Source organism: Streptomyces sp. NBC_01481 (assembly GCF_026339995.1).
Lineage (GTDB): Bacteria > Actinomycetota > Actinomycetes > Streptomycetales > Streptomycetaceae > Streptomyces.
Map to the genome: position 1 here is coordinate 340,540 of NZ_JAPEPT010000001.1, position 19,507 is coordinate 360,046.

Annotated in this window: 15 protein-coding genes; 6 read left to right on the plus strand and 9 right to left on the minus strand. The window is 69.0% G+C overall.

What is annotated here, in order from left to right:
• Positions 1 to 48: 48 nt before the first annotated feature.
• The gene (locus OOK40_RS01610; protein WP_266475922.1) at positions 49 to 624 is read right to left on the minus strand and encodes a GNAT family N-acetyltransferase; all 576 of its coding nucleotides are present in this window, start codon (positions 622 to 624) and stop codon (positions 49 to 51) included.
• A 240-nt stretch (positions 625 to 864) separates the two neighbouring features.
• Between OOK40_RS01610 and secA the strand changes: the two genes are divergently transcribed.
• Both secA and OOK40_RS01620 read left to right on the plus strand, forming a co-directional pair.
• Complete coding sequence (gene secA, locus OOK40_RS01615; RefSeq protein WP_266475924.1) at positions 865 to 3,678, plus strand: preprotein translocase subunit SecA; 2,814 nt, start codon at positions 865 to 867, stop codon at positions 3,676 to 3,678.
• Positions 3,679 to 3,727: 49 nt separating this feature from the next.
• Entirely contained in the window at positions 3,728 to 3,907 is a 180-nt protein-coding gene (locus tag OOK40_RS01620; protein WP_266475926.1) for a hypothetical protein, read from the plus strand.
• A gap of 48 nt (positions 3,908 to 3,955) precedes the next feature.
• On the opposite strand, the gene OOK40_RS01625 is transcribed toward OOK40_RS01620, so the two are convergent.
• Positions 3,956 to 4,390, minus strand: a complete 435-nt coding sequence (locus OOK40_RS01625) for an Rv3235 family protein (RefSeq protein ID WP_266475928.1) — start codon at positions 4,388 to 4,390, stop codon at positions 3,956 to 3,958.
• Positions 4,391 to 4,679: 289 nt separating this feature from the next.
• Between OOK40_RS01625 and OOK40_RS01630 the strand changes: the two genes are divergently transcribed.
• Positions 4,680 to 5,186: a hypothetical protein gene (locus OOK40_RS01630; RefSeq protein WP_266475929.1), complete on the plus strand. Its 507-nt coding sequence runs from the start codon at positions 4,680 to 4,682 to the stop codon at positions 5,184 to 5,186.
• 55 nt (positions 5,187 to 5,241) lie between these two features.
• Entirely contained in the window at positions 5,242 to 5,907 is a 666-nt protein-coding gene (locus tag OOK40_RS01635; protein WP_266475930.1) for an HAD family hydrolase, read from the plus strand.
• Between the two features lie 108 nt (positions 5,908 to 6,015).
• Here the strand turns inward: OOK40_RS01635 and OOK40_RS01640 are convergent, their stop codons facing one another.
• Positions 6,016 to 6,582 carry a DJ-1/PfpI family protein gene (locus OOK40_RS01640; protein WP_266475931.1) on the minus strand — a complete coding sequence of 189 codons (567 nt, stop codon included), beginning with the start codon at positions 6,580 to 6,582 and terminating at the stop codon, positions 6,016 to 6,018.
• 449 nt (positions 6,583 to 7,031) lie between these two features.
• On the opposite strand from OOK40_RS01640, the gene OOK40_RS01645 reads away from it, so the two are divergent.
• Entirely contained in the window at positions 7,032 to 11,969 is a 4,938-nt protein-coding gene (locus OOK40_RS01645) for an NAD-glutamate dehydrogenase (protein WP_266475933.1), read from the plus strand.
• A 93-nt stretch (positions 11,970 to 12,062) separates the two neighbouring features.
• On the opposite strand, the gene OOK40_RS01650 is transcribed toward OOK40_RS01645, so the two are convergent.
• From OOK40_RS01650 to OOK40_RS01660, 3 genes are all read right to left on the minus strand, one after another.
• Complete coding sequence (locus OOK40_RS01650) at positions 12,063 to 13,160, minus strand: glycosyltransferase family 87 protein (RefSeq protein ID WP_266478735.1); 1,098 nt, start codon at positions 13,158 to 13,160, stop codon at positions 12,063 to 12,065.
• Positions 13,161 to 13,343: 183 nt separating this feature from the next.
• Positions 13,344 to 14,120, minus strand: coding sequence for an ABC transporter ATP-binding protein (locus OOK40_RS01655; RefSeq protein ID WP_266478738.1), 777 nt, complete (start codon positions 14,118 to 14,120; stop codon positions 13,344 to 13,346).
• A gap of 28 nt (positions 14,121 to 14,148) precedes the next feature.
• Positions 14,149 to 15,051: an ABC transporter permease gene (locus OOK40_RS01660; RefSeq protein ID WP_266475934.1), complete on the minus strand. Its 903-nt coding sequence runs from the start codon at positions 15,049 to 15,051 to the stop codon at positions 14,149 to 14,151.
• 130 nt (positions 15,052 to 15,181) lie between these two features.
• Here OOK40_RS01660 and OOK40_RS01665 point away from each other — a divergent pair, with 130 nt between their 5' ends.
• On the plus strand, positions 15,182 to 15,787 hold the full coding sequence (locus OOK40_RS01665) for a TetR/AcrR family transcriptional regulator (protein WP_266475935.1): 606 nt from the start codon (positions 15,182 to 15,184) through the stop codon (positions 15,785 to 15,787).
• Between the two features lie 66 nt (positions 15,788 to 15,853).
• Here OOK40_RS01665 and OOK40_RS01670 read toward each other — a convergent pair whose 3' ends face one another.
• From OOK40_RS01670 to OOK40_RS01680, 3 genes are read right to left on the minus strand one after another with little or no spacing between them, the layout of a single operon-like run.
• A complete protein-coding gene (locus OOK40_RS01670) occupies positions 15,854 to 16,735 on the minus strand; it encodes a carbohydrate ABC transporter permease (RefSeq protein ID WP_266475936.1) in 882 nt (293 codons plus the stop codon).
• Complete coding sequence (locus OOK40_RS01675) at positions 16,732 to 18,081, minus strand: carbohydrate ABC transporter permease (RefSeq protein WP_266475937.1); 1,350 nt, start codon at positions 18,079 to 18,081, stop codon at positions 16,732 to 16,734. Before OOK40_RS01675 ends, OOK40_RS01670 begins: the two co-directional genes overlap by 4 nt.
• A gap of 3 nt (positions 18,082 to 18,084) precedes the next feature.
• Entirely contained in the window at positions 18,085 to 19,446 is a 1,362-nt protein-coding gene (locus tag OOK40_RS01680; protein ID WP_266475938.1) for an ABC transporter substrate-binding protein, read from the minus strand.
• Positions 19,447 to 19,507: the final 61 nt, after the last annotated feature.

Genomic DNA, 19,507 nt, shown 5'->3' on the forward strand with positions numbered 1-19,507 from the left:
GCACCCCGCGGGCCGCCGCACACGGCATGCCGTCCCACCCCGCCGGCGTCAGCCCCGGGGCGGCAGATACGGATGGGTGCTCGACAGTCCCAGGTCCGACGGGAGCAGCGCCCCCACCCACACATCCCTGAGAGTGTCCTTGTTCAGCAGCGCCGCGCGCAGCGACCCCTCGATCATGAAGCCCGCCTTCTCGGCGACGGCCCGCGAGCCCTCGTTGCCGACCTCCGCCCGCCACTCCAGGCGCGTCGCCCCGAGCCTGGTGAAGGCCCAGTGCGCCACGGCTCCCACGGTCTCCGCCATGATCCCGCGCCCCCGGTGCTCCTTGTCCGTCCAGAAACCGATCTCCCAGGTGCCCGAGAAAGTCCGCAGGCTGACCGCGACCGATGCCATCAGCGCACCGCCCGCGCGCGGCAGCACCGCGAAGGTGCACATCGTGCCGGAGCGCCAGCCCTCCGGGACCATCTGTCCGGTGAATTCGGCCGCATGCCGGCGCTCGTAGGGCGAAGGGACCGTCGTCCAACGCTGGATGTCGGGATCCTGGCACGCCTGATAGACCGCGTCCGTGTCGTCGCTCGTGAAGGTGCGCAGCAGCAGGCGTTCCGTGGTGAGGGTGATGGGCTCCATGACCGGATTCTGGTCATGTCCGCGAAGGGATGCGAGCACTTTTCGTACCTCACCGGCACCTTCCGTGCGTCCCGTGCGTTCTCTTTGAGGGTGACAGCAGGCCTGGCTGACGGCGGACCTCCCGACCCGGCCGGGTCCTCGCTTACGATGGCCGTTGCGGTGGGGCCCACCTGCCGTGCCCGCGCCAGTGTCCATAACAAGACCCAGTGCCAGGCCCGATCGGCAAGGAGACCAACCTCAGTGTCCGTCTTCAACAAGCTCATGCGTGCAGGCGAAGGCAAGATCCTGCGCAAACTGCACCGCATCGCGGACCAGGTCAACTCCATCGAAGAGGACTTCGTCAACCTCTCCGACGCCGAGTTGCGGGCGCTCACCGATGAGTACAAGGAGCGGTACGCCGACGGTGAGAGCCTGGACGACCTGCTCCCCGAGGCGTTCGCGACCGTCCGTGAGGCCGCCAAGCGCGTCCTCGGTCAGCGCCATTACGACGTACAGATGATGGGCGGCGCAGCGCTGCACCTCGGGTATGTCGCCGAGATGAAGACCGGTGAGGGCAAGACCCTCGTCGGCACGCTCCCCGCCTATCTCAATGCGCTCGCGGGCAAGGGCGTCCACCTGATCACGGTGAACGACTACCTGGCCGAGCGTGACTCCGAGATGATGGGCCGGGTCCACAAGTTCCTGGGCCTGGATGTCGGCTGCATCCTCGCCAACATGACGCCGGCTCAGCGTCGCGAGCAGTACAACTGTGACATTACGTACGGAACGAACAACGAGTTCGGCTTCGACTACCTCCGCGACAACATGGCGTGGTCCAAGGACGAGCTGGTCCAGCGCGGCCACAACTACGCCATCGTCGACGAGGTCGACTCGATCCTCGTCGACGAGGCCCGTACGCCGCTGATCATCTCCGGCCCGGCCGACCAGGCCACCAAGTGGTACGGCGACTTCGCCAAGCTCGTGACCCGCCTGGCCAAGGGCGAGGCGGGCAACCCCCTCAAGGGCATCGAGGAGACCGGCGACTACGAGGTCGACGAGAAGAAGCGGACAGTCGCCATCCATGAACCGGGTGTCGCCAAGGTCGAGGACTGGCTGGGCATCGACAACCTCTACGAGTCGGTGAACACCCCGCTCGTCGGTTATCTGAACAACGCCATCAAGGCCAAGGAACTGTTCAAGAAGGACAAGGACTACGTCGTCATCGACGGCGAAGTCATGATCGTCGACGAGCACACCGGCCGTATCCTCGCCGGCCGCCGCTACAACGAGGGCATGCACCAGGCGATCGAGGCGAAGGAAGGGGTGGACATCAAGGACGAGAACCAGACCCTTGCCACGATCACCCTGCAGAACTTCTTCCGCCTCTACGGCAAGCTCTCCGGCATGACCGGTACGGCCATGACCGAGGCCGCCGAGTTCCACCAGATCTACAAGCTGGGCGTCGTGCCGATCCCGACGAACATGCCGATGGTCCGCATGGACCAGTCCGACCTGATCTACCGGACCGAGGTCGCCAAGTTCGCCGCGGTCGTCGACGACATCGCCGAGAAGCACGAGAAGGGCCAGCCGATCCTGGTCGGCACGACCTCGGTCGAGAAGTCCGAGTACCTCTCGCAGCAGCTCAACAAGCGCGGCATCCAGCACGAGGTCCTCAACGCCAAGCAGCACGACCGGGAGGCGACGATCGTCGCCCAGGCCGGGCGCAAGGGCGCGGTCACGGTCGCGACGAACATGGCCGGCCGTGGTACGGACATCAAGCTCGGCGGTAACCCCGACGACCTCGCCGAGGCGGAGCTGCGCCAGCGCGGCCTGGACCCGGTCGAGCACGTCGAGGAGTGGGCCGCGGCCCTGCCCGCCGCGCTGGAGCGCGCCGAGGCGGCCGTCAAGGCCGAGCACGACGAGGTCACCGACATCGGCGGGCTCTATGTGCTGGGCACCGAGCGGCACGAGTCGCGGCGTATCGACAACCAGCTGCGCGGTCGTTCCGGCCGTCAGGGCGACCCGGGCGAGTCCCGTTTCTACCTGTCCCTGGGTGACGACCTGATGCGTCTGTTCAAGGCGCAGATGGTCGAGCGCGTGATGTCGATGGCGAACGTCCCCGACGACGTCCCGATCGAGAACAAGATGGTCACGCGCGCGATCGCGTCGGCGCAGTCGCAGGTGGAGCAGCAGAACTTCGAGACGCGTAAGAACGTCCTGAAGTACGACGAGGTGCTCAACCGCCAGCGTGAGGTCATCTACGGCGAGCGCCGCCGCGTTCTGGAGGGCGAGGACCTGCACGAGCAGGTGCGCCACTTCATGGACGACACCATCGACGCGTACATCCAGGCGGAGACGGTCGAGGGCTTCGCCGAGGAGTGGGACCTGGACCGGCTGTGGGGCGCGTTCAAGCAGCTCTACCCGGTGAAGATCACCGTCGAGGAGCTGGAGGACGCGGCCGGCGACCGTGCCGGGATCACCGCCGAGTTCATCGCCGAGTCCATCAAGGACGACGTCCACGAGCAGTACGACGAGCGTGAGAAGCAGCTCGGCTCGGACATCATGCGTGAGCTGGAGCGGCGCGTGGTGCTGTCCGTACTGGACCGCAAGTGGCGGGAGCACCTCTACGAGATGGACTACCTCCAGGAGGGCATCGGCCTGCGCGCGATGGCCCAGAAGGACCCGCTCGTGGAGTACCAGCGCGAGGGCTTCGACATGTTCACCGCCATGATGGAGGGCATCAAGGAGGAGTCCGTCGGCTATCTGTTCAACCTGGAGGTTCAGGTCGAGCAGCAGGTCGAGGAGGTCCCGGTGCAGGACGCGGCTCCTTCGCTCGCCAAGGAGGACGCGGTTGCGGCGGGAGCCTCCCGTCCGGAGATCCGCGCGAAGGGGCTCGACGCCCCGCAGCGGCGGGACCGGCTGCACTTCTCGGCGCCGAAGGTGGACGGCGAGGGCGGCATCGTCGAGGGCGAATTCATCAGCGACGACGGGCAGGCCCCTTCGGACGGGGACGGCCTGACGCGGGCGGAGCGCCGCAAGGCGCAGAAGGGCGCCGGGCGCCGCCGCAAGAAGTAATTCTCTGCGCCTGCCTGTTGCGAACGGCCGGGGCCGGACACCGATTGCGGTGTCCGGCCCCGGCCGTTTCGCTTCAGGGCTCGCGTTCGACGTACCCGTCGGCGCCGCCGGGGCCGAGGCTCTGAGTCGCTACGACGAGGAGCAGCTCCCCACGATCCTGGACTTCCTCCAGACGGCTCGGCAGGTGCAGGAGCGGCAGGCGGCCCGGCTCGGCGCGGGCGGCGGCTGAGCGGACCGCCTGCGGCTTCCTGCTGGCCGGGCGAGCCCAGGGCGGCGGCTAGTTCCCGGCGGACGTGCCGACGCGTTCTCCGCCGAGTTCCACAGCGGCACAGCGCCAGCGCTGGTCCGCGCCCTGTTCCAGGCGGAAGGCCATCGCGCTGACCCGGTCGCCGGAGCCGATCCTGGCGAAGGCCTCGATCACGCCGGGGCCGGGGTGGTACTCCCCGCAGTGCCGTACGACGGGTGTGACCCGCTCCGCCGGACGCAGCGGAGCTCCCGGGGCGAGCCGCACGAGCTGTTCGTACGCCTCCCCGATGGTGTGCCCGAGCATCCAATGAACCGGGCGCCGGCCGCTGAGCACCGCGAGCAGGCGGTCGGCGAACCAGTAGTGCGGCTTGTGCTGCCGTCGTGCGCGTGCCATCGCGGTTGCCGCCACCGCGGCGGGACGGCGCTGGTCCTGCCGCCCTGCGGGCCGGGTCCTGTTCATGCTCATGCAGATCGCCCCCGATATGCCGGGCCCGGTGCGATACCGGGCGGTAACTTCGTTGGTGATCTTCTACGGGGCGGGCTTGTCGAACCGCAATGCGCGGTGTCCCTTGCGGGGGCAGGCGCCACAGTTCACCTATCAGGGTGACGGGGGCCCGACACGGGCCGTCCTGAGCCAGTGCGAGGCAGGTCTGCGGTGGACGGCGCGCGAGGCCGGGGGCGGCAGCCCGAAGGGGGACCTCGGGCGGACCTCACACGTATCCTGAGGGCGTTTCCGACTACGAAAGCGGTCAGCCATGCGCGTCTACGTCCCCCTGACCCTCCCCGGACTCGCAGAGGCGCACAAGACGGGCGAGCTCGGCCCCGGGCCGCTGACCGCGTATGCCGTCACGCCGGGACTGCGCGAGTGGTACGTCTCCGACGACATCGAGGAACTGGAGTACGCCGCGCTGAACCGCGCCGCCGCCGCCTCGCTGCGACTGATCGCCGGTGACCCGGACGCGGCCAGGCGCCGGGTGGTCGTCGCGGTCGACGTACGGGACCAGGACGCGGTCGCCGATCCCGACGGAGTGCTCGTCGTGAGCGCGCTCGGCGAGGTGCGGGTCGCCACCGCGGTTCCGCTGTCCAAGGCGGCGGCGGTGCACGTGGACGCGGACGACGCGATCGGTGACGTGGCGGCCGCGGCGGACGCGCTGGGGGCCGCGGACCAGGGCGACGACGACGCGCAGTTCACGGTGGACGGGGCGGAGGACCACGAGCTGCTCTGGTACGGGGTGCAGGAGATCCAAAACCTCGTCGGCTGAGGCTGCGAAGGCGGCTCGGCGGCCGGTTGTCAGACCCGGCCGGTACCGTTTTCGCATGGGGAAGCACAGCACACATCTGGTCTGGGACTGGAACGGCACACTGCTCGACGACATCACCGCAGTCATCGGGGCGACCAACGCCGCCTTCGAGGAGATCGGCCTGGAGCCGATCACGCTCGAGAGCTACCGCGAGATGTACTGCGTACCGATTCCCCGGTTCTACGAGCGGCTCATGGGACGGCTGCCCTCGGACGCGGAGTGGGAGGTCATGGACGAGGCCTTCCACCGGCACTACAGCGAGCACCGGATCGGGTGCGGGCTGACCGAGGGCGTCGAGGAGCTGCTCCAGGAGTGGCGGCTGGCCGGGCGCAGCCAGTCGCTGCTGAGCATGTACGGGCACGAGGAGCTGGTCCCGGTCGTACGGGGCTATGGCATCGAGGGCCACTTCATACGCGTGGACGGGCGGACCGGGCCGTCCGGCGGCACGAAGGCGCTGCACATGGAGCGCCACCTCGCGGCGCTCGGCGGCGTCGCGGCGCCGGAGCGCACGGTGGTGATCGGTGACGCGGTCGACGACGCGGTGGCGGCGGCGCATGTGGGGGCGCGGGCGGTGCTGTACACCGGGGGGTCGCACAGCAGGGCGAGCCTGGAGTCGGTGGGGGTGCCAGTGGTGGACAGCCTCGCGGAGGCGGTGGAGGTGGCGACACGGCTGGCGGCGTAACGGGGCGGTTCGCCCCAGGACGGGCTGCTCCCCGCGGAGCCCACCCCGCGGAGTCCGAACCGGGCTCGGCCCGGACCCCGAGGGGCCCGGGCTGCCCCGCCACACGCCCTACGCCACCGGTGCCTTCGCCCGAAGCACCGTGAGGAACTCCCGCATCCACGCCGAGTGGTCCGGCCAGGCCCTCGACGACACCAGCGTGCCGTCGACGACCGCCTCCACGTCCTGGAAGCTCGCGCCCGCCGCCTGCATGTCCAGTTCCAGGGCGGGATAGGCCGTGACCCGGCGGCCCTCCAGGCTGCCGATCGCCGCCGTCAGCAGCGGGCCGTGGCAGATCTGCGCCACGGGCTTGTCGGCGTCGAAGAACGACTTCAGAATCTTGCGTAGCTCGGGATCGTTGCGCAGGTACTCCGGGGCGCGGCCGCCCGGGATCACCACCGCTGCGTACTGTCCGGGCTCGACCTCCGAGAAGGCCAGGTCCGCCGGCCAGGTGTAGCCCGGCTTTTCGGTGTAGGTGTCGAAGCCCGGCTCGAAGTCGTGCACGACGAATTGCAGTTTTTTGCGGGCGGGGGCCGCGATGTCGACCTCGTACCCCTCTTCCCGCAGCCGCTGATACGGGTAGAGGACTTCGAGGGACTCGGCCGCATCGCCGGTGACGATCAGGATCTTCGGTGTCATGGCTGCTCCCGGTGTCGGGCTGTCGACGGTGTCCCTGCCGTCGGTGCAGGGCGTCGACGGTATGCCGTGTCGTCACCGCCAACTTGCACCGCGGGGGACTGTTTGCCAAGAGTGGCCCTGTGTCGCTGTCCAGACTGTCAAACTTCCGGCCCTGCTTTTGTACACATACGGCTCATGACGGGTCGGGGGGGCGGGGCGATAGCCTTGACCCGTGATCAGCGCTATATGCCGTGGGGGCAGCGAAGCCCCCGGCCAGCGCCCGGAGCGCCACAGCGCCCGGGCGATCGTTGATCACCCCGTTCCGGCCCCGCTGCCAACATTGGCCAATATCGGCTCGGACATCTCTCATCGCGGCATAACGTCGACTCCGACCGGACACCCCGCGTCATGGCGTTGCGTCGCTTCTTTCCCCTACGTCACGCAACGGCGCGCGACAGGAGCCAGAGGACATGCAGACCAAGCTGGACGAAGCCAAGGCCGAGCTGCTCGCACGGGCAGCCCGGGTTGCTGAGAACAGCCCGGTCGGGGGGCACCTTCCGACCGGGGCCGAGCACGGCAAGAGCCCTGACCAGGACACCGTGCTCCGGTACCTCCAGCGCTACTACCTGCACACCGCTCCGGAGGACCTGACCGACCGGGACCCGGTCGACGTCTTCGGCGCGGCCCTTTCCCACTTCCGGCTCGCCGAGAACCGCCCCCAGGGGACGGCCAACGTGCGGGTCCACACCCCGACCGTCGAGGAGAACGGCTGGACCTGCAGCCACTCCGTGGTCGAGGTGGTCACCGACGACATGCCCTTCCTCGTCGACTCGGTCACCAACGAGCTATCCCGCCAGGGCCGCGGCATCCATGTTGTGATCCACCCGCAGGTCACGGTTCGCCGCGACCTCACGGGCAAGCTGATCGAAGTTCTGCCTCTCGAGGCGAACGGCAAGGACCTGCCGCACGACGCGGTCCTCGAATCCTGGATCCATGTCGAGATCGACCGTGAGACCGACCGGTCCGACCTCAAGCAGATCAGCGCCGATCTGCTGCGGGTCCTCTCGGACGTCCGCGAGGCCGTCGAGGACTGGGAGAAGATGCGCGACGCCGCGCTGCGCATCGCCGAAGAGCTGCCCAGTGAGCCGACCGCCGACGATCTGCGTGACCAGGAGGTCGAGGAGGCGCGCGAACTGCTGCGCTGGCTCTCCGCCGACCACTTCACCTTCCTCGGCTACCGGGAGTACGAGCTCACCGAGACCGACGCCCTGGCCGCCGTGCCCGGCACCGGCCTCGGCATTCTGCGCTCCGACCCCCAGCACAGCACCGACGAGGCGCATCCCGTCAGCCCCTCCTTCAGCCGCCTGCCCGCCGACGCCCGTGCCAAGGCCCGCGAGCACAAGCTGCTCGTGCTGACGAAGGCCAACAGCCGCTCGACCGTGCACCGGCCCTCCTACCTCGACTACATCGGGGTGAAGAGGTTCGACGCCAACGGCAATGTCATCGGTGAGCGCCGATTCCTCGGCCTGTTCTCCTCGGCCGCGTACACCGAGTCCGTGCGCCGCGTCCCGGTCATCCGCCGCAAGGTCCAGGAGGTCCTCGAAGGCGCGGGCTTCGCGCCCAACAGCCACGACGGCCGCGACCTGCTGCAGATCCTGGAGACCTACCCGCGCGACGAGCTGTTCCAGACGCCGGCCGACCAGCTGCGCTCCATCGTCACATCCGTCCTCTACCTCCAGGAGCGCCGCAGGCTGCGGCTGTACCTGCGCCAGGACGAGTACGGCCGCTACTACTCCGCCCTCGTCTACCTGCCGCGGGACCGCTTCACCACCGATGTACGGCTGCGCCTGACCGACATCCTGCTGGAGGAGCTGAACGGCCGCGCGCCGGTCGACTTCACCGCCCTGCACACCGAATCGGTGCTGTCCCGGCTGCACTTCGTCATCCGTGTCCAGCCCGGCACCGAGCTCCCGGACCTCACCGACGCCGACAAGGACCGCATCGAGTCCCGGCTCGTCGAGGCCGCCCGCTCCTGGGCCGACGGCTTCGCCGAGGCGCTCAACGCCGAGTGCGGCGAGGAGCGCGCAGCCGAGCTGCTGCGCCGTTACGGCCACGCCTTCCCCGAGGGCTACAAGGCCGACCACTCGCCGCGCGCCGCCGTCGCCGACCTGGTCCACGTCGAGCAACTGGCCCACCTGGACAAGGACTTCGCGCTCTCCCTGTACGAGCCGGTCGGCGCGGGCCCCGGCGAGCGCCGCTTCAAGATCTACCGCACGGGTGACCAGGTCTCGCTCTCCGCCGTTCTGCCGGTCCTCAACCGGCTCGGCGTCGAAGTCGTCGACGAGCGTCCCTACGAGCTGCGCTGCTCGGACCGTACGACCGCGTGGATCTACGACTTCGGTATGCGCATGCCGCTGGCCACCGGCAACGGCGACTACCTGGCCGACGATGCCCGCGAACGCTTCCAGGAGGCCTTCTCGGCAGTCTGGACCGGCGAGGCGGAGAACGACGGCTTCAACTCCCTCGTGCTGCGCGCCGGTCTGGACTGGCGGCAGGCGATGGTGCTGCGCGCGTACGCCAAGTACCTGCGTCAGGCCGGAGCGACCTTCAGCCAGGACTACATGGAGGACACCCTCAGTACCAACGTCCACACCACCCGGCTGCTGGTCTCCCTCTTCGAGGCCCGGATGTCCCCCGAGCGCCAGCGCGGCGGCACCGAGCTGACCGACGCCCTGCTGGAGGAGCTCGACGGCGCGCTCGACCAGGTCGCGAGCCTGGACGAGGACCGCATCCTGCGGTCGTTCCTCACCCTCATCAAGGCGACGCTCCGCACGAACTTCTTCCAGGAGGCGGCGGGCGCCAAGTACCACAGCTATGTGTCGATGAAGTTCGACCCGCAGGCCATCCCGGATCTGCCCGCGCCCCGCCCGGCGTACGAGATCTGGGTCTACTCCCCGCGGGTCGAGGGTGTGCACCTGCGCTTCGGCAAGGTCGCGCGCGGCGGTCTGCGCTGGTCCGACCGGCGTGAGGACTTCCGTACGGAGATCCTGGGCCTGGTCAAGGCCCAGATGGTCAAGAACACCGTGATCGTGCCGGTCGGCGCCAAGGGCGGCTTCGTCGCCAAGCAGCTGCCCGACCCGTCGGCGGACCGGGACGCGTGGCTGGCCGAGGGCATCGCCAGCTACAAGGTGTTCATCTCGGCACTGCTCGACATCACGGACAACCTGGTGGCCGGCGAGGTCGTGCCGCCCGCCGATGTCGTACGCCACGACGAGGACGACACCTACCTCGTCGTTGCCGCGGACAAGGGCACCGCGACCTTCTCCGACATCGCCAACGAGGTCGCGGTCGCGTACAACTTCTGGCTCGGTGACGCCTTCGCTTCGGGCGGCTCCGCCGGATACGACCACAAGGCCATGGGCATCACCGCCCGCGGCGCCTGGGAGTCCGTCAAGCGGCACTTCCGCGAGCTCGGCCACGACACCCAGACCCAGGACTTCACGGTCGTCGGTGTCGGCGACATGTCCGGTGACGTGTTCGGCAACGGCATGCTGCTCTCCGAGCACATCCGCCTCGTCGCGGCCTTCGACCACCGGCACATTTTCATCGACCCGAACCCGGACGCGGCCACCTCGTACGCCGAGCGCCGCCGCCTCTTCGAGCTGCCCCGCTCCTCCTGGGCCGACTACGACAAGGAACTGCTGTCGGCCGGTGGCGGCATCCACCCGCGCGCGGCCAAGTCGATCCCGGTCAACGCGCACATGCGCGCTGCCCTCGGCATCGAGGCGGGCATCTCCAAGATGACGCCCGCCGAGCTGATGAAGACGATCCTCAAGGCCCCGGTGGACCTGTTGTGGAACGGCGGCATCGGTACGTACGTCAAGGCCTCCTCCGAGTCCAACGCGGACGTCGGCGACAAGGCCAACGACGCGATCCGCGTCAATGGTGAGGACCTGCGGGTCAAGGCCGTCGGCGAGGGCGGCAACCTGGGTCTGACCCAGCTGGGCCGGATCGAGTTCGACCGCAGCGGCGGCAAGATCAACACCGACGCCATCGACAACAGCGCGGGCGTGGACACCTCCGACCACGAGGTGAACATCAAGATCCTGCTCAACGGCCTGGTGTCGGACGGCGACATGACCGTCAAGCAGCGCAACAAGCTGCTCGCCGAGATGACCGACGAGGTCGGCGCGCTGGTCCTGCGCAACAACTACGCGCAGAACGTCGCCCTCGGCAACGCCGTCGCCCAGTCGCCCTCGCTGCTCCACGCCCACCAGCGCTTCATGCGGCGCCTCGGCAGGGACGGGCACCTGGACAGGGCACTGGAGTTCCTGCCGAACGACCGGCAGATCCGTGAGCTGCTCAACTCCGGCAAGGGGCTCAGCCAGCCCGAGCTGGCCGTGCTGCTCGCCTACACCAAGATCACGGTGGCGGACGAGCTGATCGGGACCGAGCTGCCGGACGACCCGTATCTGCGCCGGCTGCTGCACGCGTACTTCCCGCAGGCCTTGCGCGACAGGTTCCCCGACGCGATCGACGGGCACGCGCTGTGCCGGGAGATCGTCACGACGGTGCTGGTCAACGACACGGTGAACACTGGTGGTTCGACCTTCCTGCACCGGCTGCGCGAAGAGACGGGCGCGTCGATCGAGGAGGTCGTGCGGGCGCAGACCGCGGCACGCGAGATCTTCGGGCTCAGCGCCGTGTGGGACGCGGTCGAGGCGCTGGACAACACGGTCCCGGCCGCCGTCCAGACCCGTATCCGGCTGCACTCGCGCCGACTCGTAGAGCGCGGCACGCGCTGGCTGCTCGGCAACCGGCCGCAGCCGCTGGAGCTCGCCGAGACCATCGGCTTCTTCGCCGAGCGCGTGGAGCAGGTCTGGGCCGAGCTGGCGAAGATGCTGCGCGGCGCGGACCTGGAGTGGTACCAGAGCATCCTCGAAGAGCTCACCGAGGAGGGCGTCCCGGAGGAGCTCGCGCTGCGGGTCGCCGGGTTCTCCTCCGCCTTCCCGACGCTCGACATCGTCGCGATCGCGGACCGCACCAAGAAGGAGCCGATGGCGGTCGCCGAGGTGTACTACGACCTCGCGGACCGGCTGCGTATCACCCAGCTGATGGACCGGATCATAGAGCTGCCGCGGGCCGACCGCTGGCAGTCGATGGCCCGCGCATCCATCCGCGAGGACCTGTACGCGGCGCATGCCGCTCTGACGGCGGACGTGCTCACCGTCGGCAATGGCACCTCGACGCCGGAGGAGCGGTTCAAGGCGTGGGAGCAGAAGAACGCGGCGATCCTGAGCCGGGCGCGTACGACGCTGGAGGAGATCCAGGGCTCGGACACGTTCGACCTGGCGAATCTGTCGGTCGCGATGCGGACGATGCGCCAGCTGCTGCGGACGCACAGCTGATACGGCGGTAAGGGGGCGCCCGGCACCGAATCGGTGCCGGGCGCCTTCGTCTTCGGGTGGTTCCACTTCAGGTGGTTCGCGAAAGTCGGGGGCCTATCGCGCGGCCGTGGCGGCCCACAGCCGACGGCAGGACAGCAGGGCGGCGACCAGCAGCAGCCCGTTGCGTACGGCCATGAGGAGCAGGCCGGCCGGGGTGCCCGCCAGCACGTCGTCGTACAGCACGGGGTGGGCGAGCGCGCTCGCGGCGGCGGCCGGCAGCATCAGGAGCGCGACCGGGCGCTGGGTGGTGTGCCGCGAGGTCAGGCAGACCGCGGCCAGACCCAGCAGCCCGACCAGATACTGCGGGCTGATGACCCGGCTGGTGACCGTGAAGAGCAGTACGGCGGCGAACGCGGCGTCGAACGGCGTGGCGGGTGGCCGGCGCCACGACCTGGCCCGCCACAGCAGCAGCCAGCACACCGCCGCGACGCTCAGCAGCAGACTGAGCCGCGCGATGCCCGACACGTACGGGCCGACGAGTTCGAAGGCTCCGTACTGGTAGCGGACCGTGCCCGGCCAGCCCGCCTTCCGCGCGAGCTGGAGCGCGGTCCCGCCGAGGGACTCGATCTGGACGCCCCTGGCGCCCTGCTGCCGCAGAAAGTCCGGGGTGTGGCTGAAGCCGAGCGCGAAGACGGCGAGCAGCGCGGTCATGGAGGCGGCGGCCGAGAGCCAGGCCGCGCGAGTGGTACGGCCCGGGGGCGTGCCCAGGACGGTGAGCAGCGGCCACACCTTGATCATCGCGCCCAGCCCGGCGAGCCCGCCCGCGATGTGCGGGCGCCTGCGCACGGCCAGCAGGGCGAGTACGGCGACGGCGGTGACCTGCACGTCGTAGCGCGCGTACGGGAGGTGCAGCAGGAGCGGCAGTCCGCACACCCACAGCCAGGCGCCGGGCAGCCCTGCGCGGGAGAGGGCGAGCGTGATGACCCCGTCGGCGGCGAGGGTGAGGGCGACGAAGGCCTGGAAGTAGGTCAGAAAGGGCAGCGCGCCGGGGGCGAGGAAGACGAGGGCGGCGCCCGGCGGGTACTGCCAGGTGGCGTCGTCCAGGGGGAACGCTCCCTGGACGAGCTGCTCGTACCAGCGCCGGTAGAGGATGTGCACCTCGCCCGCGACACCGCTGTCGCCGACCTCGTCGACGACGAGCAGCCCGAGCATGCCGACGCGGGTGGCCGCCCAGACCGCGGCGAGCGCGGCGGCCCGCCTGCGGCGGAAACGGGAGCGGGAGGTGCCGAGGAGGGCGATCCCCGGCACCGGGGAGTGGCCGAAGGAGGACAGGGGCGGACCGATCCGATGGGTCGTCATCGACCGGCAGTTTAGGGCGTATTGGGCTATTTCTGGCTATTTGGTGTTGTTGTACTTCTCGTACGCGGCGACGACTTCCGGCGCCGGGCCGTCCATCAGCATCCGACCCGCCTCCAGCCAGATTGCCCGGTCACAGGTCTGGGTGATCGCCCCGTTGCTGTGGCTCACCAGAAAGACCGTGCCGGCCTCCTGGCGCAGCTCGGTAATGCGCTCCTGGCTGCGGCGCTGGAACTTCGCGTCGCCGGTGGACAGGGCCTCGTCGATCAGAAGCACGTCATGGCTCTTGGCCGCGGCGATCGAGAAGCGGAGCCGGGCGCCCATGCCGGAAGAGTACGTACGCATGGGGAGCGAGATGAAGTCGCCCTTCTCGTTGATCCCCGAGAAGTCCACGATCTGTTCGTACCGCTCCTGGATCTGCTCGCGGGTCATGCCCATCGCCAGACCGCCGAGGATGACGTTGCGCTCGCCGGTCAGATCGCCCATCAGTGCGGCGTTCACGCCGAGGAGGGAGGGCTGGCCCTGGGTGAAGACCCTGCCCTCGGTGGCCGGCAGCAGGCCCGCGATCGCTTTCAGCAGGGTCGACTTGCCGGAGCCGTTGGAGCCGATCAGGCCGATGGCCTCGCCCTTGTACGCCGCGAAGCTGACGCCCTTGACGGCACGCACCACGCGGACGCCCCGGGATTTCTTGCGGGAGGCGATCCGGCTGAGGGCGGCGGTGGCGCTGCCTTTGCCGCCGCGGGCGCCGTGGACCGTGTACGTGATGTGGACGTTGTCGACGACGACGGTAGGGACGCGTTCGTCGGTCGTCCGCATGTCCTCGGGTGCGGGGATTACCTGGGAGTCAGACACGGCCGTACTCCTCCTCTGCCTTCCAGAAGTAGATGAACCCGCCCACTCCGAACAGGAGCGCCCAGCCGAGGGCGACGGCCCAGACGTGCGGGGGCAGTTGGGCGGAGGTGTAGCTCTCGATGAGCGCGAAACGCATCAGGTCGATGAAGACGGCGGCGGGATTGCACTCCAGGGCGACCATCACGAGATGCGGCAGGTGCGCGCCCTTGAGGACCTTTTCGATGCTCCACATCACGCCGGAGGCATACATCCAGGTGCGCAGGACGAAGGGCATCAGCTGGGCGATGTCGGGGGTCCTGGCGCACAGCCGCGCCATGATCATCGAGACGCCGGTGTTGAAGACTGCCTGCAGGATCAGGGCGGGGACGGCCAGCAGCCAGGTGAGCTTGGGGAACTCTCCGAAGCACATCAGGATCATGACCAGTGCGCCCATGGAGAACAGCAGCTGCTGGAGCTGGAGCAGGACGTAGGAGATGGGCAGGGTGGCGCGCGGGAAGTGCAGCGCCTGCACCAGGCCCATGTTGCCGCGGATGGCGCCGCTGCCGGTCATGATCGAGCTGGAGGTGAAGGTCCAGATGAAGACGCCCGTGACCAGGAACGGGACGAAGTCGGGGACGCCGCGGCTGGTCTGGAGCAGGATGCCGAAGATGAAGTAGTAGACCGCCGCGTTCAGCAGCGGGGTCATGATCTGCCAGACCTGGCCGAGCTTGGCGCGGCTGTACTGCGCGGTGAGGCGGGCGGTGGCGAAGGCGCCGATGAAGTGGCGTCGTGACCAGAGCTGCCGGACGTAGTCGGGCAGCGTCGGCCGGGCACCGCTGACGGTCAGCCCGTGCCTGAGGGCGAGCTCACCGAAATCCTCCACGAAGGGGGGAGGGGCAATCGTCTGCGTGCTCACAGGGGCGGCCACTTTCGACGGGGGCAGGGTGGACGCTGGCGATGGGACGGACCCGTATCGTCGCTACGGTGAGAGTAGGACGGTCCAGCGTCGCAACGCAACCGTGTCGTCGTGACGGTAGGATCCGGGCATGACCACGGACCCTGGAACCCCACGTCGCGCCCCCGCGGGAGCCGCAGTGCTCCGGGAGGACGTGACCGATGCGATTCGTGCCGCCGTCTTCGAGGAGCTGGCGGCGGTCGGCTTCGCCCGGATGTCGATCGAAGGGATCGCGCGGCGCGCGGGCGTCGGCAAGACCGCGGTCTACCGGCGCTGGAAGTCGAAGCTGTCGCTCGTGCTCGACCTGGTCTCGGCCTTCGCCTCGCAGGGGCTGCCGGCGCCGGCGACGGGGTCGCTGTACGGAGACGTAAGGGCCCTGCTGGAAGTGGCCTCGCACGCCCTGCGCCACCCGGTCGCCTCCCAGGTGATCCCGGACCTGCTGGTCGAGGCGGCGCGCCATCCGGAAATCTCGGACGCGATCAAGGCGGCCCTGCTGGACAGCCAGCAGGGCGTGGCGGCGGTGGTGGTCCGCGAGGCGGTGTCCCGCGGCGAACTCCCGGAAGGAACGGATCCGGACCGGGCGCTGGACCTGATCGTGGGGCCGCTGTACTGGCGGCTGGTGGTGGTGCGGGGCGGGCTGCCGAAGGGGTACCTGGACGAGCTGGCGAGGTCGGCGGTGGCGGGGCTTCAGGCCTGACGGCGGTTCGGCCGCCCCGGACCCCGCTCATCACTCGCCGGAGGGGCTGAATGTTCAGCCCGTACGTCACTTCACCGCCCCAGCCATCACCCCCGTCACGAACTGCCGCTGGAACGCGAAGAACACCGCAAGCGGGATGATCATCGAGACGAACGCCCCCGGCGCCAGCACGTCGATGTTGTTGCCGAACTGCCTCACCTGGCGCTGCAGCGCCACCGTGATCGGCGCGCTCTCCGAGTCCGCGAAGATCAGGGCGACCAGCATGTCGTTCCAGACCCACAGGAACTGGAAGATGCCCAGCGATGCGATCGCCGGGCCGCCCAGGGGCATCACCACGCGGGTGAACAGGCGAATCTCGCCCGCGCCGTCCAGCCTCGCCGCCTCCAGCAGTTCCCTCGGGATCTCCGCGAAGAAGTTCCTCAGCAGGAAGATCGCGAAGGGAAGCCCGAACGCCACATGGAAGACGATCACGCCGATCGTCGTCTCGAAGATGCCGACCCAGCCGAACAGTTTGGAGACCGGCACCAGCGCCACCTGGACCGGGACCACCAGGAGGGCGACGACCGCGATGAACCACCAGTCGCGGCCGGGGAAGTCCATCCAGGCGAAGGCGTAACCGGCCAGCGAGCCGATCACCACCACCAGCAGCGTCGCGGGGACGGTGATCAGGACGCTGGACAGCAGGGAGTCGGTGATCGCCTCGTTGTCCAGCAGCCGTGAGTAGTTGTCGAAGGTGAGCTGTGCGGGCGCGCTGAACACCTTCCACCAGCCGCTCGCGCTGATGTCCGCGGGCCCCCGCAGCGAGGACAGCAGCAGCCCGAACGTCGGCAGCAGCCAGAACAGGCCCACCAGGACGAGAAAGACGCGCATCACGCCACCGCCCGCGCGCGCCGCGATCCGTGCCGGGAGGGACTGCTTCGCCTTCACCACGCCGTCGGTCGTGGTCATCGGCGGGCCTCCCTTCGCATGCGCCGGATGTTGAACAGCATCACCGGGACCACCAGCAGCAACAGGAGCACGGCAATCGCGCTGCCCAGCCCCAGATTCGAGTCCGTGCCGAAGGAGGAGCGATAGAGCTGGAGCGCCAGGACATTCGCGTCGTCCTGCGCGGACCCGGGCGCGATGATGAAGACCAGGTCGAAGATCTTCAGCACATTGATCATCAGGGTGACCAGCACCACCGCGAGCACAGGCGCCAGCAGCGGGACCGTGACCCTGCGGAAGACCTGCCATTCGTTCGCGCCGTCCACCCGCGCCGCTTCGAGCAGTTCACGCGGCACGCTCGCGAGCCCCGCCGCGATCAGCACCATCGCGAAGCCCGCCCACATCCATACGTAGCTGCCGATGATCGCCGGAGTGACGAGCGAGGGTCCGAGCCAGTTGACGCCGTTGTACGGCTCGCGGAAGTTGTCGGCGGGCAGCCGCAGATGGGCCCCGTCCGCGGACGCGGGCAGCGTGAACGTACCGTCCGCGCCCGCCCGTGCCGAGGCGACCACCTTGCCGTCCTTGACCGCCTCGACCTTGATGCCCTTGAGGCCGAGCTCCTTCGCGTCGATGGCATTCGCCCTGCCGCCGCCGCCCTTGGTGAAGTCCAGCCACGCGGTGCCGGTGATCTTCCCGTCGTCCGGCTGGGCCGCCTTCGCGGACTTCGCGCCGGACGGCATCTTCTCGGCCGCGATACCCACCAGCGGGAGCTGGACCTGTTGGCCCGCGGTCACCGGCTCCTTGGTGACGAACGACCCGCCTCCGCCCCCTTTGAGCGGGGCGAGCGCCAGCGGATGCGCCTTGGGGAATCCGGCCGACTCGGCGAAGGTGTCATGCACGCCCACCCAGACCGCGTTGGCGACCCCGCGGTCCGGATCCTGCTCGTACACAAGCCGGAAGATGATGCCCGCCGCGAGCATCGAGATCGCCATCGGCATGAAGACGATCAGCTTGAACGCCGTGCCCCAGCGCACCCGTTCGGTGAGTACGGCGAAGATCAGACCGAGTGCCGTCGAGACGGTCGGCGCGACGACCACCCAGATCGCGTTGTTCTTGACCGCGGTCAGGATGCTGTCCTCGGTGAAGATCTCCTTGTAGTTGTCGAGCCCGGCGAACGAGCTGCCGGACTGGTCGAAGAAGGACCGGTAGAGGGAGTACCCGATGGGGTAGACGACGAGCGCGCCCAGCAGCACCAGCGCGGGCAGCAGAAAGCCGGCCGCGACGATTTTACGTGTGCCTGTCACGCTCTTGCGCTTGTCGGCGGGGGGAGCCGGACGCGCCGGACCCCCCGCGGTCGCCGCGGTTTTCACCCGTCAGCTCTTGTACGCCTTGGCGGCGTCCGACTCCAGCTTCTGCTGGGCCCCGGCCACGTCCTTCGGGTTCTTCAGGAAGTCCTGCAGAGCCTTCCACTCACCCTTGCCCGGCGTGCCGCCGAACGACTGCGGCATCTGGTCCGACATGTCGAAGCGGAAGTCGTCGCCCGCCGCGATCAGCGCCTTGGCGATGTCGCGCTGCACATTGTTCGGGTACGCGGACAGGTCCAGCGACTTGTTCGGGGAGAGGAAACCGCCGGCGGAGGCCGAGATCCTGGCCGCGTCCGGCGAGGCCAGGAAGGTCAGCAGCGCCTGGGCGCCCTTGCTGTCCTTCAGCGCCACCGCCGCGTCGCCGCCCGTCACCACGGGAGCCAGCGCGCCGACCGCCGGGAAGGGGAACACCTTCGCGTCCGTACCGATCTTTGCCTCGGTCTGCGCGATGTTGACGGTCACGAAGTCGCCCTCGAAGACCATCGCCCCCTTGGGCTGGTCGCCACCGCTGAAGGTCTGGGTGACCGAGGCCGGGAACTCCGTCTGCAGCGCGCCGTCCGCGCCGCCCGCGATCAGGGCGGGCTTGCCGAAGAGCTCGCCGAGCGTGGTCAGCGCGGTCTTCACCGAGGCGTCGGTCCACTTGATCTTGTGCTGGGCGAGCTGGTCGTACTTCTCCGGGCCCGCCTGGGAGAGGTAGATGTTCTCGAACCAGTCGGTGAGCGTCCAGCCGTCCGCGCCCGCCACCGAGACGGGCGTGACGCCCGACGCGGAGATCGTCTCGGCCGTCGCCAGGAAGTCCTTCCAGGTCTTCGGCTCCTTCGCGCCCGCGTTCTCGAAGACCGCGTTGTTGTACCAGACCAGGGACTTGTTGGCGGCCTTGTAGTACACGCCGTACTGCGTGCCGTCCACGGCGCCGAGATCCTGCCAGCCCTTGGAGTAGTTCTTCGCCAGCTGCGCCTTCGCCTCGGGGCCGACAGGCTTGGCCCACTTGCGCTGCACGGCCTGCTGGATCGCGCCGACCTGGGGGAGCATCGCCACATCGGGGGGAGCGCCGCCCGCGATCTTCGTACCGAGGAAGTTGACGATCGGGTCCTGCGCGGGCACAAACGTGACCGTTGCTCCGGTGCGCTTCTCGAACTCCTTGAGGACCTTGGTGAAGTTCTCCTGCTCGGGTCCGCTCCAGACCGCGGCGACCTGCACCTTCTCGCCGTTCAGCTTGGGCAGTTGGACGCTTGCCGCGGGTTCCTTGCCGCCGCTCTCGCCCGGTTTCGTCTTGTCGTCGTCTTTGTTGTCGCCGCAGCCGGCGATGGCGAGAGCGCCGATGGCGGCGAATATCACTGCGGCCCTGCCGGTACGAAGAGTTGTGCGCATCACTGCCCCGTCTCTTCCGTGCGCGATCCGTGCGCTGCCCCGAACGCCTTGCCGGTGCCCG